We start from the raw sequence: 25,964 nt of genomic DNA on the forward strand, positions 1-25,964 counted from the left end.
GGATCACTCACCGATCGGTTAGGAGAGGTCATGCGACGGTTGGGCCACTGGAACAACTCGGCGGGCTTCGAGGACTACCGGCGCACGTACGACGCCGCGATGCGGGACCTGCCGGCGCCGGCGGAGACCCGCGACGTCGAGACGTCGTACGGAACCGTGCGGGTGTACCGCTTCGCCGGCGCCCCCGGACCTGCCCCACTCGTCCTGCTCCCCGGTACGTCGTCGGGCACGCCGGTCTGGGCGGACAACCTGAAGTCGCTGCGCGCGATCGCCGACGTCTACGCGCTCGACCTGCTCGGCGAACCCGGGATGAGCGTGCAGACCGCGCCGATCCGCTCCGGCGACGACAAGGCGGCCTGGCTCGACCAGACGCTCGCGGCGCTCCCCGAACCACGATTCAACCTGCTCGGGCTGTCGATCGGCGGCTGGACCGCGATGAACCTCGCCGTACGGCGACCGGACCGGATCGCGACCGTCACGACGCTGGACGCGGCCAACGTGTACGACGGGATCCCGCTCGCGATCGTGGTCCGTTCGCTCCCGGCGACGGTCAAGTGGTTGCCGCGGGCCTGGCGGAACAGCCTGAACTCGTACATCGCCGGCGGCAAACCGGTGCAGGACGTGCCGATCGCGGACATGATCGAGTCCGGCATGAAGAACTACACGATCCGCCAGCCGCCGCCGCAGCGGATCACCGAGGAGCAGTTGACCGGGCTGTCGATGCCCGTCCTCGCGATCATCGCCGGGCGCTCGGTGATCCACCGCCCGGCGACGGCCCGGCGGACCGCCGAGCGGGCGCTGCGGCACAAGACGGTCGCGTTCTACCCGGACGCGTCGCACGCGATCAACGGCGAGTACCCGGAGCGGATCTCGGCGGACCTGCGGGCGTTCCTCATAGCTCCGCCGCTATGACCGGCATAGAAGGGTCCGCGGGAATCGCGGGTTATCCCCAGGGTTTCGCGGGAAGCGATGCGCAACCGGCAGAGTTCTTGGCAGCATCCGAATGTGGCGATCGGTAATCCGCCCGTCGCTATCCGCCACCGATTTCGGAGTGAGGCCTCCATGTCGTATCGCCGTATCCTGTCCGGTCTCGCGGGGCTCGCCGCCGCCGCGCTGGCCGTGCCCGCGCTCGCAGCGTCCCCCTCGACTGCCGCGCCCACGAACGTGTCCACTGCCGCCTCCCGTGCGGCGTACGTCGGCTCGCCCCAGGACGAGGCCGCCAGCAAGGCGTTCTACGACGCCGTGATGAAGTCCGCCCGCGCCAAGATGGCCAAGCAGACCGCGAAGGGCCGGAAGGTCACCGCGGTGACCGTGACGTACGCCGTCGACGCGCCGACGTTCGCGTCCCAGATCGCCTCCAGCGCACAGATCTGGAACTCGTCGGTGAGCAACGTGAAACTCGCCGAGGGAAGCAACTACGACTTCTACTACACCGAAGGCAACGACTCCCGCGGCTCGTACGCGTCGACCGACGGCCACGGCAGTGGATACGTATTCATCGACTACGCCCAGGCCGAGCAGTACGACAAGACCCGGATCGTCGCCCACGAGACCGGCCACGTCCTCGGCCTCCCCGACCACTACTCCGGCCCCTGCTCCGAACTGATGTCCGGCGGCGGCCCCGGCCCGTCCTGCACCAACCCGTACCCGGACAGCACCGAACGCTCCAAGGTCAACCAACTCTGGGCCAACGGCTTCAACAACACCGCCACCCCCTTCCACCTCTCCAAGTAACCCACCAACCTCCGCCCCGGAGCCGCCCGGCAGGGGACGGCCCCGGGGCCGGAGCCCTACCCTGAACCATGCGCAGATGGGTGGGGGCCGCCGCAGTCGCCGGGCTGCTCGGTGTCACCGGTTGCGGCGTTCCCGCAGGCGGCGTGATCGGGCTGACGGTGGACAGCACCGGACAGCCGGTCGGCGTCGTCCAGCTGTGCGAGGGGCACATCGACGGTGCGACCGTCTAACTTCAGCGACCGGGAGCTGGCTGCTCTGCGGCCGGACACCGTGGTCGTACCGCCGACCACGGCGGGTTCGGAGACCAACGAGACCTGGTCGTTGGCGAGGTTCCAGGCGAAGGCCTGCGACGCCTGGTTCTAGCGGGCTGGGCCTGTCGAGCCGCGGACTACCAGTTCGGGGCGGAAGAGGAACTCGGTGTGGGGGGTGGTGTGGCCGCGGACCTCTTCGAGGAGGGACTGGACGGCGGCGAGGCCCATCGCCTGGACGGGTTGGCGGATGGTGGTCATGGGTGGGTCGGTGAACTCCATCATCGGGGCGTCGTCGTAGCCGACCACCGAGATGTCGCCAGGGACCGAGAGGCCGCGCTGGCGGGCGGCGCGGATGGCGCCGAGGGCCATCATGTCGGAGCCGCAGACGACCGCGGTGACACCGGCGTCGAGCAACTGCCGGGCGGCCGCCTCGCCGCCCTCGACGCCGAACATGCTGAGGGCAACCATCGGGTCCAGGTCCTCGTCGGACAACCCGAGCTGGGCCTTCATCGACGTACGGTAACCGGCCAGTTTCCGCTGGACGACGAGAAACCGCTCCGGCCCGGACGCGAACCCGATCCGGCGGTGGCCGAGGGCAACGAGATGGGAGACCGCGAGCTCCATCGCGGCGTACTCGTCGGACGACACGAACGGCGCCTCCACCGACGGCAGCCAGCCGTTCACGAACACCACCGGCAGCCGGCGTTCGACCAGCGCCTGGTACCGCTCGTGGTCGGCGCCGGTGTCGGCGTGCAGACCGGAGACGAAGATGATCCCGGAGACGCCGCGCTCGAGCAGCATCTCGACGTACTCCTCCTCGGTCGCGCCGGACGGGGACTGCGTGCACAGCACCGGGGTGTACCCGCGCTGCGACAGCGCCGACTCGATCACCTGCGCGAACGCCGGGAAGATCGGGTTCATCAGCTCCGGCATCACCAGCCCGATCAGCCCGGCCGACCGCCGCCGCAGCCGCGCCGGCCGCTCGAACCCGAGTACGTCGAGAGCGGTCAGCACGGACTGTTTCGTGTCCTCCGCGACGCCGGGCTTCCCGTTCAGCACCCGGGAGACCGTCGCCTCGCTGACCCCCGCCTTGGCCGCGATGTCCGCAAGCCGCGCTCTACTGCTCACGCGGGAACTGTACAGAGGCGAGGCTGACATTTCAGCAAGATCCTGCAAGAACTTGCAGACTGCGCGCCGGTGTCCACTCCGTGAACAGAATGGACACATCACACGCCACAAACCTTGTCAGGACGAGTGGCGCCGGGCGAGGATAGGCGGACTCCCCCGCCCGGAGGAGAACCTTTACTCGGATCGTCCGGCACGTTCCTGCCGGTGAAGGGAAGTACAGTCATGGCTACTGTGTCGTTCAAGGCGGCTACCCGGGTCTACCCCGGTTCCGACACCCCCGCCGTCGACAAGCTCAACCTCGAGATCGAGGACGGCGAGTTCATGGTGCTCGTCGGCCCGTCGGGTTGCGGCAAGTCCACCTCGCTCCGGATGCTCGCCGGCCTCGAAGAGGTCAACGAGGGTTCGATCTACATCGGCGACCGCGACGTCACGCACCGTCCGCCGAAGGAGCGGGACATCGCGATGGTGTTCCAGAACTACGCGCTCTACCCGCACATGTCGGTCGCCGACAACATGGGCTTCGCGCTGAAGATGCAGGGTGTCTCCAAGGAGGACCGGGCCAAGCGCGTCGGCGAGGCCGCCAAGCTGCTCGGCCTGGAGGAGTACCTCGACCGCAAGCCGAAGGCGCTCTCCGGTGGTCAGCGTCAGCGCGTCGCGATGGGCCGCGCGATCGTCCGTAACCCGCAGGTCTTCCTGATGGACGAGCCGCTGTCGAACCTCGACGCCAAGCTGCGGGTGCAGACCCGTACCCAGATCGCCGAGCTGCAGCAGCGCCTCGGGGTCACGACCGTGTACGTCACGCACGACCAGGTCGAGGCCATGACGATGGGTGACCGGGTCGCGGTCCTCAAGGACGGTCTGCTCCAGCAGGTCGACACCCCGCTGAACCTGTACGACAACCCGAAGAACAAGTTCGTCGCGGGCTTCATCGGCTCGCCGGCGATGAACTTGCTCACCGCCAACATCGCCGAGGGTGGCGCGCAGGTCGGTGACTACACGATCCCGGTCCCCCGCGACGTACTCGCCAAGGCCGGTAGCGACAAGACCCTGACCGTCGGCGTTCGCCCGGAGGCCTTCAAGGTCGCCGACGAGGGCCTGCCGGTGAAGGTCGCCGTCGTCGAGGAGCTCGGCGCCGACGCGTACCTCTACGGCACCTCCGAGCACGACGGCGAGAGCCAGCAGATCGTCGCCCGCATCGACGCCCGGATGGCCGTCGAGAAGGGTTCCACGGTCCGCCTGGCCGCGGTGCCGGAGAAGCTGCACCTGTTCTCCACCTCCACCGAGGAGCGGCTCACCGCCTGATCCTCGGCAGTACCTCTACCGGCCTCGGGTGGCTTGTCCACCCGGGGCCGGTGGCTTTTCCAGCCGATCCGCCGGGTCCATATTGGTCTGCTTGAGCAGGTAGTGCGGGCGCTTCTTGGTCTCGTAGTAGATCCGGCCGATGTACTCGCCGATCAGCCCGAGCATCACCATCTGCAGTCCGCCGAGGCCGGTGATCGCCGCGATCAGCGTGACGTACCCGGGCATGTCGACCCCGTGCAGGATCGCCGCGACGAGGACCCACACGGCGTACCCGGCGGCGACCGCGGTGAGCAGCAGGCCGATGTAGATCGCGGCCCGCAGCGGCTTGTTGTTGAACGAGAGCAGCCCATCCAGGCCGTACTCGAGCAGCCGCCGGAAGGTCCACCGGCTCTTCCGGTCCGCCGCCGCCTGCACGTTGTCGTACTCGAACAGGATCGACTCGAACCCGATCCAGGCGAACAGGCCCTTCGAGAACCGGTTGTACTCGTTCAGCTCCAGCAGCCCGTCGACCGCACGCCGGGACAGCAGCCGGAAGTCGCCGACGCCGTCCATCAGCTCGACGTCGGCCCACTTGTTGATCAGCCAGTAGTACGCCCGCGAGAACAGCGTCCGGGTGGCCGGGTCGCCGGTCCGGTTGCGGCGTGCGATCACCTGGTCGAACCCGCGCTCGTACTCCTCGAGCATCCGGCCGATCAGCTCCGGCGGGTGCTGCAGGTCGGCGTCCATGATCACCACGGCGTCACCGGTCGCGTACCGCAGGCCCGCGAGCATCGCGGCCTCCTTGCCGAAGTTCCGGCTGAACGAGAGGTATCTCACCGACTCGTCGGTCGCTGCCAACCCGACCAGGGCCTCGAGCGTCCCATCAGCACTACCGTCGTCGACATAGACGATCTCGTAGGGACGACCGGTCCCGGCGAGCTCCCGGCTCAGTGCCTGATGGAACCGGGAGATCACCTCGACCTCGTTGTAACACGGCACTACCAGACTCAAGCGCATCGTTGTCCCCGCCCGCCGCGTCCGTAGTCGATGGTGCGATTCTTGTCCAGACCAGTACAACCCGCTAGCTTTGGCGGCCGAACGATCGGAACGAAGGGGCGGCCAGTGGTTTCCGAGGACGCTGTCGAACAACAGGCCCCACGGGGGCGTTCGGCATTACTCCCTGCCGGCGTCGCCGCTGTCGGGGTGGCGGCGGTGTTCGTCGCCTCCGGAATCATCCGCGGTACCTATCCCTTCGGTTCGCTGTCCCGCAGTACCAACGATCTTGGCACGCAGTACGTCCCCTTCTTCGCCCACCTCTGGGACGTCCTGCACGGCCAGGCCCAGGGTGACCTGCTGTTCAACTGGCAGAGCGCGTTCGGTGTCGGCTTCTGGGCCGACCTCGGCGTCGACCTCGGCAGCCCGCTGTCCCTGCTGGTGGGCCTGTTCCCGCGCGACCGGGTCGACCTCGCTGTGTTCGTCATTACCACTCTCAAGCTCAGCCTCGCCGCCGCCGCGATGGCCTACGCGTTGCTCAGGATGCGTCCGGGCCCTCGGTGGGTCGCGGCGATGCTGGGCATCTCGTACGGCGTCTGCGGCTGGGCGCTCGACGACGGATCCTACGTGCCGATGTGGCTGGACGGCCTGATCGCCCTGCCGATGTTCTTCCTGGTCGCGGAATGGTCACTGCGCCGCACCAACCGGATCCTGAGCGTACTGGTGGTCGCCGTCTTCTGGCTGTCCAACTTCTACACCGCCTACATGGCAACGTTCGCGGGTGGGATCTACCTGATCGCCCGGTTGCTGAGCAGCGATCTCAGCTGGTCGCTGCGGCTCCGGTCGCTCGTCCGGCACGGCGTGTCGTTCGCGCTCGGGATGGGCCTGATCGCGCCCATCCTGCTACCGATCGTCCTCACCAACCGCGCCGCAACGCCGTCCCCGTCCGGGATCTTCCACCCGTCCGCGATCGACGTGTTCCTGTCCCGGCTGCTCCCGCTGACCGAAGGCGTCGGCAAGACGGCCAGCCTGTACGTCGGGACGCTCGCGCTGCTGCTCGCGCTGACGATGCCGTTCAACAGGTTCGTGCCATGGCGGTCGAAGATCGTCTGGGTGATCACGATCGTCGGCGTCGCGCTGACGATCCGGTGGGGGCCGACGCAGCAGTTCTGGCACGCGTTCGACACCCCGAACGGCAGCCAGTACCGGGAGGCGTTCGTACTCTGCGGTCTGCTCGTCGCGGTCGCGTGGATCTCCGTCGCGCACAAGCTGCCCGGACCGCTCGCGCTGCTCGGCGGCGGTGCGCTGCTCGCGGTCATCGCCTACGTGTCCGACGGCAGCCCGCTGCTGAAGGAACACTGGCTGACGGCGCTGGGCGTTTCCGGAGCGGTGGCTTTGGTTGCGTTCGGCACCATTTGGCTGCTGCGCCGCAAGCCCGGCCCGCGGCGGCTGCCGGTGGCGGCGGCGTTCGGCGTACTGCTGGCGGTCGTCGCGCTGGAGGCGACGTGGAGCGCGGTCGTCACCGACGAGTACCGCGGGAAGATGCTGAGCGTGTCGGCCGCGGCGTGGGGCGATCCGCAAACCGCGCAGTACAACGCGGTCCGGGCAGCCGGCGACTGGCCGACGTACCGGACCGAGCCCGGAACGGCGACCGTACCGAACGACCCGATGCTGCTGGGTGGGCAGGGCGCCGGGCTTTACAGCAGCCTGTTGCCGTACTCGGTGAACCAGATGATGACCAGCCTCGGGTTCGGCTGGTCCGGGTACGGGCGGGCCTCGCGGACCCTCGACAACCCGGTCACCGACGCGATCTTCTCGGTCGGCCGGCGGATGCGGCTGATCGGCGGCAACCCCGACGTCAGCAAGGCGACGGTGCCCCCACTGGTGACGGTACGCCGCCGGCTGGACCCGGCGGTGCCCGTCGACACGAACGCGCCGAACGCCTACCTGGCGCAGGAGCGGCTGCTCGGATCGACCGTTTACGAGGTGCCGGACTACAAGGGCACCCGCTTCGCGACCGGCGACGTGAAGCTGGTCGCGGCGTGCGCTCCGACGAGTACGGCGTACCTCTTCATGCCGCGCGTCGGCGGCCGGGCGCGGCTGTCCGGCGGCGACTGGCGCGAACTGAGCTCGACGCGCCGCCCCGGGATCAACACCAGCAGCGCGATGGTCAAGCTCGGCACGGTGCCGAAGTCCGGGACCGTGCTGATCGAGGTCAACTTCGGCGAGGACCCGCAAGGGATTCCGCCGCACAACGCGATCGGCTGCCTGAGCCCGCCGGCGCTGGAGAAGGCCGTGACGGCCTTGCGTACGACGGGAGCCACGGACGTGCAGGCCGGCGGGCACTCGCTGCGCGCGACCTTGCCCGCGGGAAGCAAGGGCTGGGCCGTCATCGGCGTACCCAAGATCGACGGCTGGTCCTGCAACGCCGGCGGCAAAGACCAAGCCCCCAACGACTTCGGCGGCCTGATGGCCGTCCCCCTCACCAACGGCACCACCCACCTAGCCTGCACCTACACCCCACCCGGCCTCCGCCGAGGCCTAGCCATAGCCGCCGCAGCCGCCGCACTAACCCTCGCCATCACCGGCCTAGGAGCCGCACGCCGCCGTCGCCGCACCAGCTGATGTGAGTTGCCCCCCGCGCGGGTGACTGCTTAGCGGGTGTGGTCCGTGAAGCTGGCCGTGGTGGGGTGGCGGATGTGGTCGACCCCCGCGTGCTCCGCAGGCGCTCCGGTCGCTCCGCTCCCTCCCGCACCCACTACGCGCGCTCCCACCCACCCACCGGCTCAGCGCCGGCATGCAGCCCGCTACCGCGGGCGAGTTGCGAGCTGCCGCTCGCGGGCGACTGCTTGGCGGGCGCACTACGTAAAGCCACTGGTGGTGGGTAGCGCGGGATGTGCGCTGCAGGCTGCGAGCGACGGCGCGCCGCCGCGCGGAGGTGGTGCCCGGCGCAGGCGGTGCCCGGCGCAGGTGGTGCCCGGCACGGGTGGTCGACCCACCGCGTGCTCCGCAGGCGCTCCGGTCGCTCCGCTCCCTCCCGCACCCACTACGCGCGCTCCCACCCACCCACCGGCTTAACGCCGGCATACTGCCCGCTACCGCGGGCGAGCTGCGAGCTACCGCTCGCGGGTGACTGCTTGGCGGGCGCACCATGTAAAGCCGCTGGTGGTGGGTGGCGCGGGACGGGAACTGCAGGCGGTGAGCGCTGGCGCCGCCGGGCGGAGGTGGTACCCCGGCGCAGGTGGTGCACGGCGGAGGTGGTGCACGGCGGAGGTGGTGCACGGCGGAGGTGGTGCACGGCGGAGGTGGTCGGCCCACCGCGTGCTCCGCAGCGCTTCCCACCCACCGGATTGGCGCCGGCCTTCGTGCCCACTACCGCAGGCGAGCTGCCGCTCGCGGGCGACTGCGTAACCACGTGAAGCCGCTGGTGGTGGGAGGCGCGAGACGTGAGCTGCAGGCGATGAGCGCCGGCGCGCCCGCCGGGCGTAGGTGATGCCCCGGCGGAGGTGGTGACCCACCGCGTGCTCCGCGGGCCGCTGGTGGTGGATGGCGCCGGGTTGTGAGCTGGAGCTCGTGAGCGCCGGGGCGGTGCGGGCGTAGGGCCTGCCCGGCGTACGTGGTGCCCGGCGTACGTGGTGCCCGGCGTACGTGGTGCCCGGCGTACGTGGTGCCTGGCGGTGGTGATGCCCGGGCGGAGGTGGTCGGTCCGGCGGAGGTGATGCCCGGCGTAGGTGGTCGGCTCGGCGCGGGTTACTGCATGGCGGGCGTGGTTTGCGAGACCGCGGGTGGTGAGTGGCGCGGGTGGCTCATGGATGGGTTCTGCCCGCGTGCGAGACGAACGGCTCGCGGCGGGATCATGCGACGAGTTGCGGGTTCTGTGGTCGAATCAAGGTCGTGTTCATCGACGGCCGGCTAATGGGTGCCACGGATGTCGTCAGTTACGCGTGACCCCCACCAATCTCATTGCTCCTGGGGCCGTGGTGGCTCTCGCGTTCGTTGCGTGGGTGGTGCTGAGGCTGCACCGTTTGGACCGGCAGGGTTTGGGCGGCCAAGCGGCGAGGTTGGCGCGGACCTGCCTCGTGCTCTGGTTCGGCGGTCTTCTACTGGTGACGCTCGGAGGCCGACCGCACGATCCTGCCGGGGGCAACTACTTCAACTGGGTGCCATTCGCAGCGCAGAGTGCCGCCCCGGCGACCGAGAACCTTGTGAACCTGCTGCTTTTCGTCCCGGCCGGTCTGTTGCTCGTGTGGGTGGCGAGGCACGCGTCGGGAAGCCGTCTGCTGCTGATGTCGTCGGTTGGCTCGCTTCTTCTGTCGTTCTTGATCGAATGCCTTCAGACCTTCACTCCGTTGGGCACCGCCGGAGACATCACAGATGTGCTCCTGAACGTCACAGGTTGCACACTCGCCACAGGAGTCAGCATCAGCGTCCGTCACGCTCCGGCTTGACGGTGGGCGGGACTGTGCATGGGCCGTGGTGTCTTGCGACAGGCTATGGCTTGTCGCCCGACCCCACAGCTTGTTCGCAGTCCCCAGCCCGCTCACCTGGTACCTCCACCTGCGGCGCCTCACTCACCACCCGCGGCTTCACGTAGCACCTGCGCTCACATGCGAGCGCAGGTGCTAAGCGGGTGGGTGGCGCGCGCAGCAGGTGCCGGAGGGAGCCGAGCGCCTGCGGAGCGCGCGGAGGGGGCTGAGCAGCTCCAGTCACTTGAGTACCCCCAGGTGGTATGTGTTCGGTACTTGCGTTCGATACCCAGAGGGGGTAACTTCGTCTGCGTGGAGATACCCCCGAGGGGTAGCTGGGCGAGAAGAGGGACGAGATGACCGGCGAACACGTGCACGGGTACACCGCCAAGAAGGACAGCCACCTCAAGCGGTTGCGGCGGATCGAGGGGCAGGTTCGTGGATTGCAGCGGATGGTCGAGGAGGACCAGTACTGCATCGACATCCTGACCCAGGTGTCGGCGGCGACCAAGGCGTTGCAGTCGTTCTCGTTGGAGTTGCTCGACGAGCATCTGTCGCACTGTGTGGTCGAGGCCGCGCAGAAGGGCGGGCCGGTGGCCGACGAGAAGGTTCGTGAGGCATCCGACGCCATCGCCCGGCTCGTTCGTAGCTGAGCGTCTCCACCCAACCCAACCCGTTTCGAGCAAGGAGCGTTGATATGAGCACCACTACCACCTACTCCGTGTCCGGCATGACCTGCGGTCACTGCACTTCCGCGGTGACCGAAGAGATCAGCAAGCTGGTGGGGGTCCAGGAGGTGCGGATCGATCTCGTCGCGGGTGGTACCTCCGCGGTGCACGTGACGAGTGCGGACGCGCTGGACGAGGCCGCCGTACGGGATGCCGTCGACGAGGCGGGCTACGAACTGGCGGGGTCGTGAACCGGGCCGCCGCGCTCCGGCTCGGCGCGTTCGCCGGTGCGCTCGCGCTCGCCTTCGGGGCGGCGTTCGGCATCGGGTCCGCGGTCGACCCGATCGCGGCGGCCGGCGACACCTCCGCGGCCCCCGCGCACGGAGAGGAGATGGGTGGAATGGAGCAAGGCTCACACGGCGGGCACGACGCCGGCGGGCAGGTGCCCGGGCTGGCGGTGTCCGACCAGGGGTACACGTTCGCGCCGGTGAAGACGTTCTTCACCGGGCAACAGAAGACGGAGTTGCGCTTCACGATCCAAGGACCGGACGGCAAGCCGGTCACGAAGTACACGAAGACCCACGAGAAGGACCTGCACCTGATCGTCGTACGGCGGGACCTGTCCGGGTTCCACCACGTGCATCCGGTGCTGGCGGCGGACGGGACGTGGAGCATCCCGTTCACGTTCACCGCGGGCGGGACCTGGCGGCTGTACGCCGACTTCCAGCCGGCCGGGCACGACGGCACGATCACGCTCGGTACGGACGTCAACGTCACCGGGATGTACGTCCCGGTCCCGGTCGCCGAACCGGCGAGCGTGTCCAGCTTCGACGGGTACGACGTGACGCTGGCGGGCACGCCCGTCGCGGGCAAGGAGTCCGAGCTGACGTTCAAGGTCAGCAAGGACGGCAAGCCGGTCACTGACCTGCAGCCCTACCTGGGCGCCTTCGGGCACCTGGTGTCGCTGCGCGGCGGCGACCTGGCCTACCTGCACAACCATCCGGCCGAGCACGCCGAGCCGGGCGCGAAGGGCGGTCCCGAGATCAGGTTCGCGACCACCTTCCCGACCGCGGGGACGTACAGCCTGTTCCTGGACTTCCAGCACGGCGGCACCGTCCACACCGCGGAGTTCACGGTGAAGGTGGACTCGACCGGTACGACGATCACGCCGCCGGCCGCCGTACCGACGCACACTGGAGCAGAGGAGGCACACGAGCATGAGCCAGTCCGTTGAGCTCATCATCGGCGGGATGACGTGCGCCTCCTGCGCCGCCCGCGTCGAGAAGAAGCTGAACCGGATGGACGGCGTCACCGCGACCGTCAACTACGCCACCGAGAAGGCGAAGGTGACGTTCGCGGAGGACATCTCCACCGAGGACCTGGTCGCGACGGTCGAGCAGACTGGGTACACGGCGGCGCTGCCGTCGCCGGCCGTCGAACCGTCCGCCGAGGCACCGGACGAGCTGAAGCCCCTGCGGCAGCGGCTGACCGCGAGCATCGTGCTCGCGGTCCCGGTAATCGCGTTCGGGATGATCCCGGCGCTGCAGTTCGACTCGTGGCAGTGGGCGTCGCTGACGCTGGCGTTCCCGGTGGTGACGTGGGCGGCCTGGCCGTTCCACAAGGCCGCCTGGACGAACCTGCGGCACGGCGCGGCGACGATGGACACGCTGATCTCGCTCGGGGTGGTGAGCGCGTTCCTGTGGTCGCTGTACGCGCTGTTCCTCGGCTCGGCCGGTGCGCCCGGGATGAAGATGCCGTTCACGCTGATCCCGTCCCGGGGCGGCGGCGCCGAGGAGATCTACCTCGAGGTCGCGGCCGGTGTCACGACGTTCATCCTGGCCGGACGGTACTTCGAGGCACGGGCGAAGCGCCGCTCGGGCGCCGCGCTCAAGGCACTGCTCGAGCTGGGCGCGAAGGATGTCGCCGTACTGCGGAACGGGACCGAGACCCGGATCCCGGCCGACCAGCTCGTCGTGGGTGACGAGTTCGTCGTCCGGCCCGGCGAGAAGGTCGCGACCGACGGCGTGATCGTCACCGGCAGCAGCGCGATCGACGCGTCGATGCTGACCGGCGAGTCGGTGCCGGTCGAGGTCGGCGCCGGGGACGCGGTCGTTGGTGCGACCGTCAATGCCGGCGGCCGGCTGGTGGTGCGGGCGACCCGGGTCGGCGCGGACACGCAGCTCGCGCAGATGGCGCGGCTGGTCGAGGACGCGCAGAACGGGAAGGCCGCCGTCCAGCGGCTGGCCGACAAGGTGTCCGGGATCTTCGTGCCGATCGTGATCGGGCTCGCGCTGGCGACCCTCGGGTTCTGGCTGGGCAACGGTTCGCCGGTGGGGGTCGCGTTCACGGCCGCGGTCGCCGTACTGATCATCGCCTGCCCGTGTGCGCTGGGCCTGGCCACGCCGACCGCGTTGATGGTCGGTACCGGCCGGGGCGCGCAGTTGGGCATCCTGATCAAGGGGCCGGAGGTGCTGGAGTCCACCCGCCGGGTCGACACCGTCGTACTCGACAAGACGGGCACGGTCACCACGGGCCGGATGGAGCTGGTCGACGTACTGCTGGCTCCCGGTCAGGAGCGGTCCGAGGTACTGCGGTTGGCCGGGGCGCTCGAGCACTCGAGCGAGCACCCGATCGCGCAGGCCGTGGCGCGGGCCGCGGCGGCCGAGGGCAAGCTGCCCGAGGTCGAGGACTTCGGGAACGTCGAAGGCCTCGGTGTGCAGGGCATTGTCGACGGGCACGCCGTACTGGTCGGGCGGACGCGGTTGCTGGAGGAGTGGAGCCAGCACCTGCCTTCCGACCTGGCGCACGCGAAGGAACATGCCGAGGCCGAGGGCAGTACGGCGGTCGCGGTCGGCTGGGACGGCGAGGCACGAGCCGTGCTGGTCGTCGCGGACACCGTGAAGCCGACGTCCGTGGAGGCGATCCGGCAGCTGCGCGAGCTGGGGTTGCGGCCGGTCCTGCTGACCGGCGACAACGAGGCCGTCGCGACGAAGGTGGCCAACGAGGTCGGCATCGACGACGTGATCGCCGAGGTACTGCCGGCCGGCAAGGTCGACGCGGTGAAGAAGCTGCAGGACGAGGGACGCGTGGTGGCGATGGTCGGTGACGGCGTGAACGACGCGGCCGCCCTCGCCCAGGCGGATCTCGGCCTGAGCATGGGCACCGGGACCGACGTCGCGATCGAGGCGAGCGACCTGACCCTGGTCCGCGGCGACCTGCGGGCGGCCGCGGACGCCATCCGGCTCTCCCGCAGCACGCTCCGCACGATCAAGGGCAACCTGTTCTGGGCGTTCGCCTACAACGTGGCCGCCCTGCCGCTCGCCGCGGCCGGCCTGCTGAACCCGATGCTGGCCGGCGCCGCGATGGCCTTCAGCTCGGTCTTCGTGGTGTCGAACAGCCTGCGGCTGCGACGCTTCAAGCCGCTCACCTGAGCCAGGCCGTCGCGTCACTCGGAAGCCTGCCGCCGTCGAGGGGGATGCTGGAGATCAGCACCTCCTCGTACGGCGGCAGGTCCACTGCGTTACCGCTCAAGTTGGTAACGCAGGTCAACCGCTCCCGTCGGAACACCAGCACATCGTCCGCAGACTCGACCCAGGACAGACTCCCGTCCCCGAGCAACTCCCGCCGCAACCGCAGTCCGGTGCGGTACAGGGCCATCATCGAGTTCTGGTCGTCGAGCTGGGATTCGATCGTCAGGTTCTTCCAGTCCCGCGGCTGCGGCAACCACGGCGTACCGTCGCCGAAGCCGAACGGAGGCTCCTGCCCCGACCACGGTAGGGGCACCCGGCAACCATCTCTCCCCCGGTCGGCGCCGTGCGACCGGCGGAAGATCGGATCCTGGAGTACGTCGTCAGGCAGGTCCTCGACCTCGGGCAGACCGAGCTCCTCGCCCTGGTAGACGTACAACCCGCCAGGCAGCGCCATCGCCAGCAGCGCGGCCGCTCGGGCGCGGCGTTCGCCCAGCACCAGATCCGTCGGTACGCCGTGTTTGCGGTCCTGGTGCGAGAACGACGTGTCGGATCGCCCGTACTTCGTCACCGGACGGGTGACGTCGTGGTTCGAGAGGACCCAGGTCGGCGGGGCGCCGATCGGGACGTGGGTCGACAGCGTGAGGTCGATCGAGGCGCGCAGTTCGGCCGCGTCCCACGGGCGGGACAGGAAGTCGAAGTTGAACGCGGTCTGCAACTCGTCCGGGCGCAGGTACAGCGCGAACCGCTCCTGGTCCGGCATCCACATCTCGCCGACGAAGAACCGGTCGTCGTACCGGTCGGAGATCCGCCGCCAGCCGCGGTACACCTCGTGGACGTCGTCGTGGTCCGTGTACGACTCCGCCGTACTGCCGAGGTCCTTGAAGAGTACGGCGGCGCTGTCGATGCGGATGCCGTCGACGCCGCGGTCCAGCCAGAACCGGAGGATGTCGTGGAACTCCTCGACGACCTCGGGGTTGCGCCAGTTGAAGTCGGGTTGCTCCGGGGCGAACAGGTGCAGGTACCACTCGCCGTCGGCGACCTGGGTCCAGGCGGGCCCGTTGAAGATGGACTGCCAGTCGTTGGGCGGACCACCGTTCTTGCCGGGGCGGAAGAGGAAGCGGTCGCGCTCGGGTGAGCCTGGTCCGGCGTGGAGCGCCTGTTGGAACCAGTCCTGCTGGTCCGATCCGTGGTTCGGGACGATGTCGACGATGGTCCGGATGTTCAGCGCATGCGCCTCGGCGATGTAGGCCTCTGCCTCGGCCAGGATCCCGAACGCTGGGTCGACGGCCCGGTAGTCCGCCACGTCATACCCACCGTCGGCCATCGGGGACGGGTACCACGGGTTCAGCCAGATCGCGTCGATGCCCAGGTCGGCGAGGTACGGCAACCGCGCCCGCAACCCGGCCAGGTCACCGATCCCGTCCCCGTTCCCGTCCGCGAAACTCCGCAGGTACACCTGATAAATAGCAGCCCCACGCCACCATTCGCCGGCCATAGAACTCCTTAACCCTTGAGGCTTCCGGCGGTGAGGCCGGACATGATGTTTTTCTGGAAGATGAAGAAGACGAGGATGGTGGGCAGGCTGGCGATGACCAGCGAGGCGATCAGGACGTTCTGGGGCATTTGGGCCGACAGGGACGCGATGCCTACGCTGATCGACATCTTCTCGGTCTCCGGCAGCACCAGGAGCGGCCAGACGAAGTCCTTCCAGACGGTGACCACCGACAGGATCGACACCACACCGATGATCGGCCGGGAGATCGGCAGCACGATCGACCACAGGATCCGGAACGCCGACGCACCGTCGATCTCGGCCGCCTCCAGCAGTTCCTTCGGGATCGAGTCGAAGAAGCGTTTCAGTAGGAACACGAAGAACCCGTTCGCTGCCGCCGGCAACCAAATCGCCCACGGGCTGTTCAGCAGGTCCAGGTGCAGCACCGGCACGTCCTTCGCCACCAGGTACATCGGCAGCAGCAACACCATCGGCGGGATCATCAACGTCGCCAGCATCGCCCCGAGCACCAGCTTCCCGAGCACCGGCCGCAGTTTCGACAGCGCGTACGCCGCCGTCACGTCAACGGCAAGCGTGAACAGCCAGGCGCCCCCGGCGTACAGCACGGTGTTCTTCAGGAACACCCCGAGCTGCAGCTGCTCCCACGCGTCGGCGTACACCTGGACGTCCAGCGTTTTCGGAAAGAAGCTCGGTGGGATCTGCGCGAGTTCGTCGGGTGATTTGAGGGCGCCGGTCACCATCCAGTAGAGCGGAAACACGAACGCCCCGGTGAATCCGGTGACAGTGAGCGTGAGGACCGTCCAGTAGACGATCCGGCCACGCGGGGTGCGGAGCGTGAGGGGTGATACCAGGGTTCTCATCGTTCGGCCTCCTCGCGGGACACCCTCAGGTAGATCGCGGAGAACACGAGCAGCACCACCATCAGCATCAGACCGAGAGCGGACCCGCCGCCGAAGTCGCCGAAGTTGAACGCGTACTGGTACATCAGGTACGCCACCGTGACGGTCGCGTTCTCCGGGCCGCCGCCGGTCAGCAGGTACGGCTCGATGAAGACCTGCATGGTGGCGACGATCTGCAGGAGCAGCATCACCAGCAGGATCAGCTTGGTCTGCGGGATCGTCACGTGCCGGACGCGCTTCAGCAGTCCGGCGCCGTCGAGCTCGGCGGACTCGTACAGCTCACCCGGGATGCTCTGCAGCGCGGCCAGGTAGATCAGCGTGCCGGTGCCGAGGTTCATCCAGGTCGACACGATCACCAGGCTGATCAGCGCGGTGTTCGTGGAGTCGAGCCAGCTCAGCGGCGGGATGTGCACGACGCCCAGCGCCTGGTTGAACAGGCCCGAGCCGGGGTCGTAGAACCACTTGAACAGCAGTACGGCGACCGCCGGCGGGAGCATCACCGGTAGGTAGACGACGAACCGCAGGTAGGCCTTCGCGTGCCTCAGCTCGTTGAGTACGACGGCCAGCACGAACGGCACGGCATACCCGATCACCAACGCCAGCCCGCTGAACACCGCCGTGTTCAACCACGCGGCCCCGAACGCCGGGTCCGCGAACACCGTCGTGAAGTTGTCGAACCCGACCCACTTCCCCGGATCCACGAAGTTGTTCTGCTGAAAGCTCAGCACAATCTCCCGCACCATCGGATACCAGGAGAACAACCCAAAACAAATCAACGCCCCACACAAGAACCCATAAGCCGTCAGATTCCGCCCAACCACCCTCCGCAGAGCACCTGCCCCGTCGTGGGCCGGAGGGTCGCCGAAGCCCACCCCTGTCCCCATCCCCGGCACCCCGGAACCCGCTGCCTCCGGCACCCCGGCACCCATCCCCTCCGGCACCCCGGCACCCATCCCCTCCGGCACCGCAGCACCCGCCGCTTCCGGCACCCCAGCACCCGCCGGTTCCGGCACCCCAGCGTCCGCCCCTTCCGGCGCCCTAGTAGCCGCCGCCGGCGGCCGTCCGCTTCCACCGCCCGCCGTCTCCGCGGAGCGGGGACGGCGGGCGGTTGTACTGGTGTCGTCGACCATCAGGTGTTCTTCGCCAGGATCTTGTTGGCCTTGGATTCGGCGTCGTTCAGGAGCTTGTTGATGTCGGCGTCCTTGCGGGTCAGCACCGCGGACATCGCGACGTCGAGTACGGCGTACAGCTCCTGCGCCTTCGGGGGCTCGAGTTTGTTGGTGATCTTGCTCTGGGCCTCGACGTACGGCGTGAAGTTGTCGACCGGCACCGTCGCGTACTGCTTCCGCAGTGCGTTGATCTGCTGCCCGGGCGCACTGTCGCCGTACAGATCCGGAATCGGCAGCCCCACCGGACGCCCTTGCTCCTTGGCACGCGCGTAGTCGAACTGCCCGTGCCCCGGCGTCAGCTCGTGGAACTCCAGCCACTGCAGCCCCGCCTTGATCTTCTCCGGCGACGCCTTCGGGTTGAACATGTACCCGTCGCCACCACTCAGCGACGACTGCCCACCCGACTCCGGTACGGCGGTCACCCCGTAGTCCTCGAACTTGCCCTTGAAGTCGTTGTTCACCGACTGCACGACGTCCGGCGCCCCGATCATCATGCCGAGCTTGCCGCCGCCCATCATGCGCATCAGGTCCGCCCACTGCAGCAGCTGCTTGCTGCCCATGGAGTTGTCGTCCCAGCGCATCCGCTTCAGGTTCTCCAGCACCGCCTTGCCCTGGTCGCTGTTGAACGCCGCGGTCTTCCCGTCGTCGCTGACCATCGACCCGCCGCGCGCATACAGCTCCGCGGCGAAGTGCCACCCGCCGGTGTTCCCGGCCGAGTACTCGCCGTACCCGACGTACCCCGGCCCGAGCGCCGCGATCTTCTTGGCGGCCGCCCGTACCTCGTCCCACGTCGTCGGCGGGTTCGCCGGGTCGAGTCCTGCCTGGGTGAAGAGCTTCCGGTTGTAGACCAGGCCCATGTTGTAGTTGTTCCGCGGCAGCCCGTACGTCTTGTCGCCGTCCTTGAACACGCCCATCACGTCCGGGCGCAGGTCCTTCACCGCGCCGACGCTGCCGACGTACTGGCTGATGTCAGCGGCCTGCTTCTTCTCGATGATCTTCCGTACGTCGGTGTAGTAGACGTAGAACACGTCCTCCTGCGTCCCGCCGGCCAGCTTGGCCTGGAACGTGTCGGGGTTGATGCAGGGGAACGCGTCCTTGCCCTGCACCGTGATGTTCGGGTGCGCCTTCTGGAACGCGGCGACGTCGGCCTCCCAGGCCTCGCGCTCCTTCGGGTTGCTCTTCGGCGGCTCGCAGCCGACCGTGATCGTCACGTGACCGCCGGCTGTGTCCCCCGCCGGCTTCTTGTCGGTCCCGCAGGACGCGGCCACCAGCCCGAGTCCCATCACCAGCAGCAGGCTGAGCCCGCGACGCGTTGTGGTCATGTCCACCCTCTCCCTTTCCGGTGCCGTCACCGTAGGGAACTGGATGCATGAGCGCAATACTTCGATTTGAAGTTGCAAAAAATTGACTGCCGAACGCCGCCTTACGTCCGAGCGCGGGCGGTGGAGGCGCGGACGACGAGCTCGGGCTCGAAGAGCAGCTCGTCGGCCGGTACGGTGGCGCGCTCGATCAGCGCGACCAGCATGTCGACGGCGGCCCGGCCCATCGCGTCGATCGGCTGCCGGACGGTGGTCAGCGGCGGGTCGGTGCAGTTCATCATCGCGGAGTCGTCGTACCCGATCACCGAGACCTCGTCCGGGACGGACAGCCCGGCCCGGCGGACGGCGCGGATCGCGCCGAGCGCGAGGATGTCGCTGGCGCAGACGATGCCGGTGACGCCGGCGTTGACCAGCTTGGTGGCCGCCGCGTGCCCGCCCTCGAGCGAGAACATGCTGTGCTCGACGAGCTCCGGATCGGTGTCTTCCGCGGCCAGGAAAGCGTCCAGTTTCCGGCGCGACGGGATGTGGTCGCGCGGCCCGAGGACCATGCCGATCCGCCGGTGGCCGAGCGCGCGCAGGTGGCCGATCGCCATCTCGGCCGCGACATGGTCGTCCGACGAGACCTGCGGGAAGCCGAGGTGGTCGACGGCGGCGTTGACCAGTACGGCGGGCAGCTTCCGCTCCTGGATCAGCTCGTAGTGCTGGTGCGGCGCGTCGGCCTGCGCGTAGAACCCGCCGGCGAACACCACGCCGGACACCTGCTGCTGGAGGAGCAGGTCCACGTAGTCCGCCTCGGACACGCCGCCGAGCGTCCGGGTACAGAGCAAGGACGTGAAACCTTGCTGCGCGAGGGCACCACCGACGACCTCGGCGAACGCCGGGAAGATCGGGTTCTGCAACTCCGGCAGCACCAGGCCGACCAGCCTCGCCCGGTCGCCGCGGAGCTGGGTGGGTCGCTCGTACCCGAGCACGTCCAGCGCGGTAAGCACCGCTTCCCGGGTGGCATCGGAGACGCCGGGCTTCCCGTTCAGGACCCGGCTGACGGTCGCCTCACTGACGCCGACCTTCTTGGCCACCTCTGCAAGTCGTCGAGTCATGGCGCAAACTCTACGCCAGATCACGCAAGTTCTTGCAAGAGCTTGCGCGCCCTCCCTGAACCCTCAAGATTCCTGACAGACTGGTGGGCGTGCCTCGATTCGTCGCCACCCGCCCGGACACCGGTCTGCTGTCGCTCCCGTGGGACATCCCGCTGGAGGACTGGCCCGAGGACCAACTGGTCGCGCTGCCGCGCGGTATCTCGCGGCACGTGGTCCGGTTCGTCCGCGTCAACGGCAGCGTGTATGCGATCAAGGAGGTCCTCGAGCACCTGGCGATGCACGAGTACCGGCTGCTCCGCGACCTCGAACGCCTGGAGGCCCCGTCGGTCGAACCCGTTGGTGTGATCACCGACCGGGTGGACCGCGACGGCGAGCCGATCGACTCGATCCTGATCACCCGGCACCTGCAGTTCTCGCTGCCGTACCGCGCGCTGTTCTCGAGCACGCTCCGCCCGGACACGGTCAACCGGCTGATCGACGCACTGGTCGCGCTGATCGTACGGCTGCACCTGCTCGGCTTCTTCTGGGGCGACTGCTCGCTGTCCAACACGCTGTTCCGCCGCGACGCCGGCGCGTTCGCGGCGTACCTCGTGGACGCCGAGACCGGTGAGCTGCACCAGGACATCTCCGACGGGCAGCGCGCGCACGACCTCTACACGGCCGAGATCAATCTCTTCGGCGAACTCCTCGACCTGCAGGAGGGCGGGCTGCTCGACGAGTCGATCGACCCGCAGGAGACGGTCGAGTCGATCCAGAAGCGGTACGAGGCGCTGTGGGCGGAGCTGACCGCCCCGGAAGAATTCGCGAACGACGAGATGCACCGGCTGGACTCGCGGATCCGGCGGCTGAACGAGCTCGGGTTCGACGTCGCCGAGATCGACATCATCACCGACTGGGACGGCAGCCAGGTCCGGATCCAGCCGAAGGTCGTGGACGCCGGGCACCACTCGCGGCGGCTGCTGCGGCTGACCGGGCTGGACGTCGAGGAGAACCAGGCCCGGCGGCTGCTCAACGACCTGGACTCGTTCGCGGCCGCCACCGACCAGCAGAACGAGGACGAGGAGATCGTCGCGCACCAGTGGCTGACCGAGGTGTTCGAGCCGGTCGTCCGGTCGGTGCCGCGGAACCTCAGCCGCAAGCTCGAGCCCGCGGAGATCTTCCACGAGGTGCTCGAACACCGCTGGTTCCTGTCCGAGCAGGCGGGGCACGAGGTCGACACGATGGAGGCGGCCCGCTCGTACGTGAACGACGTACTCGCGGCGAAGCCCGACGAGAAGTTGTCGCTGCCGACGCCGACGTTGCCGGAACCTGACTGACGCGTGCAACGTTCGGGTCCTCGCCGGCGTGATGTGGGTGTGGAGATACCCGACTTCGACGAGTGGGTCGCTGACCGCGGCGCGGCGTTGCTGCGGTTCGCGTACCTGGTCACACGCGACCACAGCCGCGCGGAGGAGGCGGTCCAGGACGCGTTGATCGCGGCGTACTCGCGGTGGTCGCGGATCTGCCGCGCGCAGGACCCGGAGGCCTACGTACGCCGGTCGATCGTCAACGCGGACATCTCCCGCTGGCGGCGCTTCTTCCGCCGCGAGACCCCGACGTCGGACACCGGTCCCGCCGGCGCGGCGCCAGATCCCGCCGACGCCCAGGCGGAACAGGACGCGGTGTGGGCGCTCTGCGCGACCTTGCCGGCGAAACAACGGGCAGCCGTCGTACTGCGGTACTACGAGGATCTCCCGGACGCGGAGATCGCCCTGATCCTGGACTGCTCGCCCGCCACGGTCCGCTCACAGATCCACCGTGCGCTGGCGTCGTTGCGCACCGCCATCGGGACCGAGGAGGTCACGCGCTGATGGAACGACTCATCGCCGACAGTCTCACGAAGCACGCCGCCGACGCCCCGACCGACGACCACCTCCTGGCGGGCATCCACGCCCGCCTGCACCGCCGCCGTACCCACCGCGCCATCGGTGCCGTCGTCGTCGCGGCCGCCGCCGTCGCTACCGCGATCACCGCGTCGCACGGCATCACGCAGCCCCCGCCCGCCCACGAAGCACCGGCTCCCGGGTGGCGCTGGGAGTCCTTCAAAACCGTGGAAGTCCAGGTCCCGTCGAGCTGGACGCAGTACATCTCTGGCCCCGCGCCGTGCACGTTCATGGCCAACTCGGCCGTTCCTTCCATCGGCCGGGTGAACGGGTGGTCGGCAAGCCGCGAGTACACCTGCCGCACGCCCGTCATCCCACTCGCCCAACGGCAGCCGTACCTCTGGTTCGACGACGTACAGAAGCCAGGCATCAAGCGGTACGACGGCGGTTGGACCGAAGAGACCCGCGCCATCGGTGGCGTGAAGCTCAGCGTCCTCACCAAGGACGACGCACTCCGCCAACGCGTCCTGAACTCCGCGCGAAGAATCACCGACACCGACTACTACGGCTGCAGCCCGACGAAACCCACCGCCGGCCCGACCGCCACGCCGACGTCGCGCGTCACCACGGCCTCGATCTGCGAGTACTGGCACGGCTCCCTGATCGCGAGCTCGAACGTCCCGTCCGCGACGGCACCCGCCCTCGGCACCGGGCTCCGCGCCCTGAACCAGCCCGTGGATCCGGGCCCGCTGCCAGGGTGCGTGGACCCCGAGCCCCGCGAGTACGTCGTCCTGCTGCACACCGGCGACCGGACCTGGCCGGTCCACCTCTCCTACTCGACCTGCGTCCGCGACCGACCTCCCGTCCTGAACCTCATCCAAACCGGCGCACACCACCAACTCCAGCCGGCCACCGGCTTCGACCCAGCCAAACCCATCACCTCGATCCCCCGCTGACTACTTGATCCCTGAGGTGGAGAAGCCGCTGACGAAGCGGCGTTGCATGAAGAGGAAGAGGACCAGGACGGGGAGCACGTACATGACGGCGCCGGCGGCTACCAGGTTGTTCATCGGGAGGCCCTTGTCGTTCACGTAGCCGGTGGCCATCGCGACGGCGAGCGTCGTACTGTCCTGGCTCAGGAACATCGCCGGGCCGACGAAGTCGCCCCACGCGTGGGTGAACGACAGGATCACGCTGGCCGCGATCACCGGCCAGGACTGTGGGAGGAAGATCCGCCAGAAGATCCCGACGTACCCGCAGCCGTCGATGATCGCCGCCTCCTCCATCTCCCGCGGGATCCCGGCGAAGAACTGCCGGAACAGGAAGATCAGGAACGCGCTGCCGCCGAGTCCCCACGCCACCCACGGCCAGTACGTGTTGACCATGTGCAGCTTGGCGAAGATCAGGTACGTCGGGACCAGCGTCACGATCCCGGGCAGCATCATCGTGGCGAGCAGTACGACGAACAGCTGCTTCTTCCCCGGCGCCGTCAGCCGCGCGAACCCGAACCCGACCCACGCCGAGCTCAGCGTTGTCAACGTGGTGCTGATGAACGCGATGGTCAGCGAGTTCTGCGTGGCACCGATGAAGTTCACCTGGCTGATCGCGTCGGTGTAGTTCGCGAACCGCGGCGTGGACGGCCACCAGCTCGGCGGGAACGACGCCATCTCGGCCGGCGACTTCAGCGAGGTCGACACCAGCCAGAGGATCGGGCTGAGCATCACCAGGACGACGGCGAGCAGCACGATGTAGAGGGCCCAGCGGTAGGTCCGCGTCATTTCTTCCCCTCCGGCTCGACGGTGTAGAACACGGTCCGGGCGCTGACCTTGATGATCACCAGCGTCACCACCAGGATCACCGCGAACAACATCCACAACATCGCCGACGCGTACCCGAACCGGGAGGCGCTGAAGTACTGCGCGAAGACGTGGATCATGTAGAGGTAGTTGCCCTGCGGCACGGTCCCCGCCCCGCTCAACGACCCGGACGACAGCAGCAGCGGCGCGAACGACTGCAGCGACCCGATCATCCCGGTGATGACCTGGAACAGGATCACCGGCGACAGCAGCGGCACCGTGATCCGCGTGAACGACTGCCAGTACGACGCACCGTCGACCTGCGCCGCCTCCAGCAACTCCCGCGGAATGTCCTGCAACCCGGCGAGCGAGATGATCATCGACCCGCCGCAGCCCCACAACACCAGCGCGTACAGCACGTAGCGCGCGTTCGGGTCGACAAGCCAGGTGATCGGATTGGCGCCGAGCTTGTCGAGGATGCCGTTCGCGGCACCGGCATCGCGGTCGAAGATCAGCCGGAACGTCAGCGCGGCCCCGACCGGCGGCACGACCGCAGGCAGATAGATCAGCCCACGCAGCAGCCCGCGGCCCCTGATCGGCTGGTTCAGCATGACGGCCAGCAGCAGCCCGGCGAGAATCGACAACGGGACGGTGACCAGCGCGAACAGCCCGGTTTTCCCGAGCGAGCTCAAGGTCAACGGGTCCTGGAAGATCTCCAGGTAGTTGTCGAAGCCGACGAAGTGCGTCCGCGGCGACAGCCCGTCGGAGTCGGTCAGACTCAGCCAGAACGCGTACCCCAACGGGAACACCGTCAGCGCCACGAACCCGAGGATCCAGGGCGCGACGAACAGGTAGAACGTGCGCGCCTTGCGGAGCTTCGGCGGCTTCTTCCGCCGGTCCGCCGCCGTCGCCGCGGGTGCAGCGCGACGGCGTACCTCGGTCAGCGCCGACGTCACCGCAACCGCTTCTTTCCGTCCGCGAGCTGCGCGTTGATCTCCGAGTTCAGCGTGTCCGCGAACTGCCCGATGCTCGTCGGCCCTTTGATTGCCTTCGGCAACTCGCGGGTGATGATCGCGTTGATCGCGTCCTGCCGCACGTACGGCGTGTACGAGGTGACCGAGAAGTGCTCCTTCTCGGCCATCTGGGTGTCGTACGCCTGCTTCTGGTACGGCAGCTTCTGCGGCATCAGCTTCTGCAGCGACTTCAGCGGCGGGATGCCCCAGCCGCCCGAGGCCCGGGCCTTGGCGGGATCGCCGGCCAGGTACCACTCCATCACCGCCCAGGCGGCGTCCTTGTTCTTCCCCGCCTTCGGCATCCACAGGCCGGTCGCGCCGAAGCACGGGCTGACCCGCCGGCTGGTGTCGAACTGCGGCGCGGGCGCGAACCCGGCCACCTTCGCGGACTTCGGGTCACCGGCGAACAACCCGCCCAGCCAGTAGCCGCTGAGCGTGGCCGCCATCCGGCCGGCCTGGAACGTCGGGCCGTCCCAGCCGTTCGGGTCGGGGTTCAGCACGGTCGGGCCGATGCCGGCCTTCGCGTAGTCGAGGTACCAGGTCAAGGCACGCTGCGCCTCGGAACTGCTGAAGTCGACGGACGCGAGATCGTCGGAGGTCAGTTTCCCGCCGGCGAGGTCGGTCAGCCAGGTGAGCTGGCCGAACAGGCCGAGCCCGTTCGGGTTCAGCCCGTAGACGCTGACCTTCGCGCCCTGACGCTTCACCAGTCGCTTGCCCTCGTCGAGCAGTTCGTCGAGGAGCAGCGGTGTCGTCGCGCTCGGCCGGGTCACCTTCGACGCGTCGAACAGCGCGCTGTTGTACCAGATCGTGCAGTCCTGCGAGTAGTCCTTGGCGAACCCGTACCGCGGGCCTGCGCCCTGCTTCTCGCCGTCGTACCGCCAGACGTCGTTCACCGGGTCGATGTCGTCGGCCTTGATCAGCGTGCTCTTCGCGAAGTACGGGTCCAGGTTCTCCGCGACCTGCCGGGCAACCAGGTACGGCGTCTCGGTCGCGCCCATGCCCCGGACCACGTCCGGCGGGTTGCCGCTAGCAAGCATCGCGGTCAGCTTGGTCAGGTCGTACTCGACGGTCTTCACCGTCAGGCCGAGCGCCTGCGACGCCGCCTTCGCCTCCTTCGGGCCGAACTCGCCTGACTGGGACATCACCGTCACCACACCCTTGGCGCCGGAACCGGTGCCGGTGGCGGCCGGCGTGTTCGTGGAGGAGGCGGGCGAGCAGCCCACCGCCAGTGCTCCGCCCGCGGCCGCGCCGCCGAGTGCCAGGAACCGGCGGCGGGACAGCCCCGGGGTCGTTGTCGTCATGGCA

The 25,964-nt window shown here is 68.6% G+C and carries 24 protein-coding genes; 14 read left to right on the forward strand and 10 right to left on the reverse strand.

All coding sequences use genetic code 11. The features are described 5' to 3' along the window. The first annotated feature begins 30 nt into the window (after nt 1–30). The 4 genes from ACQHIV_RS25075 to ACQHIV_RS25090 all read left to right on the forward strand — a co-directional run bounded on the left by ACQHIV_RS25075 (nt 31) and on the right by ACQHIV_RS25090 (nt 2,097). Entirely contained in the window at nt 31–912 is an 882-nt protein-coding gene (locus ACQHIV_RS25075) for an alpha/beta fold hydrolase (protein ID WP_427885649.1), read from the forward strand. Between the two features lie 150 nt (nt 913–1,062). Then, nucleotides 1,063–1,734: a snapalysin gene (gene snpA, locus ACQHIV_RS25080; RefSeq protein ID WP_427885651.1), complete on the forward strand. Its 672-nt coding sequence runs from the start codon at nt 1,063–1,065 to the stop codon at nt 1,732–1,734. A gap of 68 nt (nt 1,735–1,802) precedes the next feature. Then, on the forward strand, nt 1,803–1,964 hold the full coding sequence (locus tag ACQHIV_RS25085; protein ID WP_427885653.1) for a hypothetical protein: 162 nt from the start codon (nt 1,803–1,805) through the stop codon (nt 1,962–1,964). Continuing rightward, complete coding sequence (locus tag ACQHIV_RS25090; RefSeq protein ID WP_427885655.1) at nt 1,951–2,097, forward strand: hypothetical protein; 147 nt, start codon at nt 1,951–1,953, stop codon at nt 2,095–2,097. Before ACQHIV_RS25085 ends, ACQHIV_RS25090 begins: the two co-directional genes overlap by 14 nt. On the opposite strand, the gene ACQHIV_RS25095 is transcribed toward ACQHIV_RS25090, so the two are convergent. Continuing rightward, on the reverse strand, nt 2,094–3,113 hold the full coding sequence (locus ACQHIV_RS25095) for a LacI family DNA-binding transcriptional regulator (protein ID WP_427885657.1): 1,020 nt from the start codon (nt 3,111–3,113) through the stop codon (nt 2,094–2,096). The genes ACQHIV_RS25090 and ACQHIV_RS25095 overlap by 4 nt on opposite strands. A gap of 222 nt (nt 3,114–3,335) precedes the next feature. On the opposite strand from ACQHIV_RS25095, the gene ACQHIV_RS25100 reads away from it, so the two are divergent. Beyond that, entirely contained in the window at nt 3,336–4,415 is a 1,080-nt protein-coding gene (locus ACQHIV_RS25100) for an ABC transporter ATP-binding protein (protein WP_427885659.1), read from the forward strand. A 15-nt stretch (nt 4,416–4,430) separates the two neighbouring features. On the opposite strand, the gene ACQHIV_RS25105 is transcribed toward ACQHIV_RS25100, so the two are convergent. Continuing rightward, a complete protein-coding gene (locus tag ACQHIV_RS25105) occupies nt 4,431–5,411 on the reverse strand; it encodes a glycosyltransferase family 2 protein (RefSeq protein WP_427885661.1) in 981 nt (326 codons plus the stop codon). Nucleotides 5,412–5,606: 195 nt separating this feature from the next. On the opposite strand from ACQHIV_RS25105, the gene ACQHIV_RS25110 reads away from it, so the two are divergent. The 6 genes from ACQHIV_RS25110 to ACQHIV_RS25135 all read left to right on the forward strand — a co-directional run bounded on the left by ACQHIV_RS25110 (nt 5,607) and on the right by ACQHIV_RS25135 (nt 13,952). Further along, nucleotides 5,607–8,012, forward strand: coding sequence for a YfhO family protein (locus ACQHIV_RS25110; protein ID WP_427885663.1), 2,406 nt, complete (start codon nt 5,607–5,609; stop codon nt 8,010–8,012). 1,379 nt (nt 8,013–9,391) lie between these two features. Then, nucleotides 9,392–9,835: a VanZ family protein gene (locus ACQHIV_RS25115; protein ID WP_427885665.1), complete on the forward strand. Its 444-nt coding sequence runs from the start codon at nt 9,392–9,394 to the stop codon at nt 9,833–9,835. A gap of 374 nt (nt 9,836–10,209) precedes the next feature. Beyond that, on the forward strand, nt 10,210–10,506 hold the full coding sequence (locus ACQHIV_RS25120) for a metal-sensitive transcriptional regulator (protein ID WP_427885667.1): 297 nt from the start codon (nt 10,210–10,212) through the stop codon (nt 10,504–10,506). Nucleotides 10,507–10,550: 44 nt separating this feature from the next. After that, nucleotides 10,551–10,772 carry a heavy-metal-associated domain-containing protein gene (locus tag ACQHIV_RS25125; RefSeq protein ID WP_427885669.1) on the forward strand — a complete coding sequence of 74 codons (222 nt, stop codon included), beginning with the start codon at nt 10,551–10,553 and terminating at the stop codon, nt 10,770–10,772. After that, the gene (locus ACQHIV_RS25130; protein WP_427885671.1) at nt 10,769–11,755 is read left to right on the forward strand and encodes a hypothetical protein; all 987 of its coding nucleotides are present in this window, start codon (nt 10,769–10,771) and stop codon (nt 11,753–11,755) included. The genes ACQHIV_RS25125 and ACQHIV_RS25130 overlap by 4 nt, the downstream gene beginning before the upstream one ends. Beyond that, entirely contained in the window at nt 11,739–13,952 is a 2,214-nt protein-coding gene (locus ACQHIV_RS25135; RefSeq protein ID WP_427885672.1) for a heavy metal translocating P-type ATPase, read from the forward strand. The genes ACQHIV_RS25130 and ACQHIV_RS25135 overlap by 17 nt, the downstream gene beginning before the upstream one ends. On the opposite strand, the gene ACQHIV_RS25140 is transcribed toward ACQHIV_RS25135, so the two are convergent. From ACQHIV_RS25140 to ACQHIV_RS25160, 5 genes are all read right to left on the reverse strand, one after another. Further along, nucleotides 13,945–15,486: a glycoside hydrolase family 13 protein gene (locus tag ACQHIV_RS25140; RefSeq protein WP_427885673.1), complete on the reverse strand. Its 1,542-nt coding sequence runs from the start codon at nt 15,484–15,486 to the stop codon at nt 13,945–13,947. The genes ACQHIV_RS25135 and ACQHIV_RS25140 overlap by 8 nt on opposite strands. 8 nt (nt 15,487–15,494) lie before the next feature. After that, nucleotides 15,495–16,364: a carbohydrate ABC transporter permease gene (locus tag ACQHIV_RS25145; RefSeq protein ID WP_427885674.1), complete on the reverse strand. Its 870-nt coding sequence runs from the start codon at nt 16,362–16,364 to the stop codon at nt 15,495–15,497. Continuing rightward, complete coding sequence (locus ACQHIV_RS25150; protein ID WP_427885676.1) at nt 16,361–17,146, reverse strand: carbohydrate ABC transporter permease; 786 nt, start codon at nt 17,144–17,146, stop codon at nt 16,361–16,363. Before ACQHIV_RS25150 ends, ACQHIV_RS25145 begins: the two co-directional genes overlap by 4 nt. Nucleotides 17,147–17,532: 386 nt before the next feature. Continuing rightward, complete coding sequence (locus ACQHIV_RS25155; protein ID WP_427885678.1) at nt 17,533–18,894, reverse strand: ABC transporter substrate-binding protein; 1,362 nt, start codon at nt 18,892–18,894, stop codon at nt 17,533–17,535. 101 nt (nt 18,895–18,995) lie between these two features. Next, entirely contained in the window at nt 18,996–19,988 is a 993-nt protein-coding gene (locus tag ACQHIV_RS25160) for a LacI family DNA-binding transcriptional regulator (RefSeq protein WP_427885680.1), read from the reverse strand. Between the two features lie 68 nt (nt 19,989–20,056). On the opposite strand from ACQHIV_RS25160, the gene ACQHIV_RS25165 reads away from it, so the two are divergent. Genes ACQHIV_RS25165 through ACQHIV_RS25175 form a run of 3 tightly spaced genes read left to right on the forward strand, consistent with a single transcriptional unit; the run spans nt 20,057 to nt 22,806 of the window. Then, nucleotides 20,057–21,304: a DUF4032 domain-containing protein gene (locus tag ACQHIV_RS25165; RefSeq protein ID WP_427896548.1), complete on the forward strand. Its 1,248-nt coding sequence runs from the start codon at nt 20,057–20,059 to the stop codon at nt 21,302–21,304. 39 nt (nt 21,305–21,343) lie between these two features. Continuing rightward, on the forward strand, nt 21,344–21,838 hold the full coding sequence (locus ACQHIV_RS25170; RefSeq protein ID WP_427885681.1) for a SigE family RNA polymerase sigma factor: 495 nt from the start codon (nt 21,344–21,346) through the stop codon (nt 21,836–21,838). Then, nucleotides 21,838–22,806, forward strand: a complete 969-nt coding sequence (locus tag ACQHIV_RS25175; protein WP_427885683.1) for a hypothetical protein — start codon at nt 21,838–21,840, stop codon at nt 22,804–22,806. The genes ACQHIV_RS25170 and ACQHIV_RS25175 overlap by 1 nt, the downstream gene beginning before the upstream one ends. Here the strand turns inward: ACQHIV_RS25175 and ACQHIV_RS25180 are convergent, their stop codons facing one another. Genes ACQHIV_RS25180 through ACQHIV_RS25190 form a run of 3 tightly spaced genes read right to left on the reverse strand, consistent with a single transcriptional unit; the run spans nt 22,807 to nt 25,960 of the window. Beyond that, the gene (locus ACQHIV_RS25180; protein WP_427885684.1) at nt 22,807–23,628 is read right to left on the reverse strand and encodes a carbohydrate ABC transporter permease; all 822 of its coding nucleotides are present in this window, start codon (nt 23,626–23,628) and stop codon (nt 22,807–22,809) included. It abuts the gene before it with no gap. Then, on the reverse strand, nt 23,625–24,602 hold the full coding sequence (locus ACQHIV_RS25185) for a carbohydrate ABC transporter permease (RefSeq protein ID WP_427885686.1): 978 nt from the start codon (nt 24,600–24,602) through the stop codon (nt 23,625–23,627). Before ACQHIV_RS25185 ends, ACQHIV_RS25180 begins: the two co-directional genes overlap by 4 nt. Beyond that, a complete protein-coding gene (locus ACQHIV_RS25190; protein WP_427885688.1) occupies nt 24,599–25,960 on the reverse strand; it encodes an extracellular solute-binding protein in 1,362 nt (453 codons plus the stop codon). The genes ACQHIV_RS25185 and ACQHIV_RS25190 overlap by 4 nt, the downstream gene beginning before the upstream one ends. Nucleotides 25,961–25,964 lie beyond the last annotated feature (4 nt).

Origin of the sequence: Kribbella polygonati, from assembly GCF_050320105.1 — a bacterium.
Classification (GTDB): Bacteria; Actinomycetota; Actinomycetes; order Propionibacteriales; family Kribbellaceae; genus Kribbella.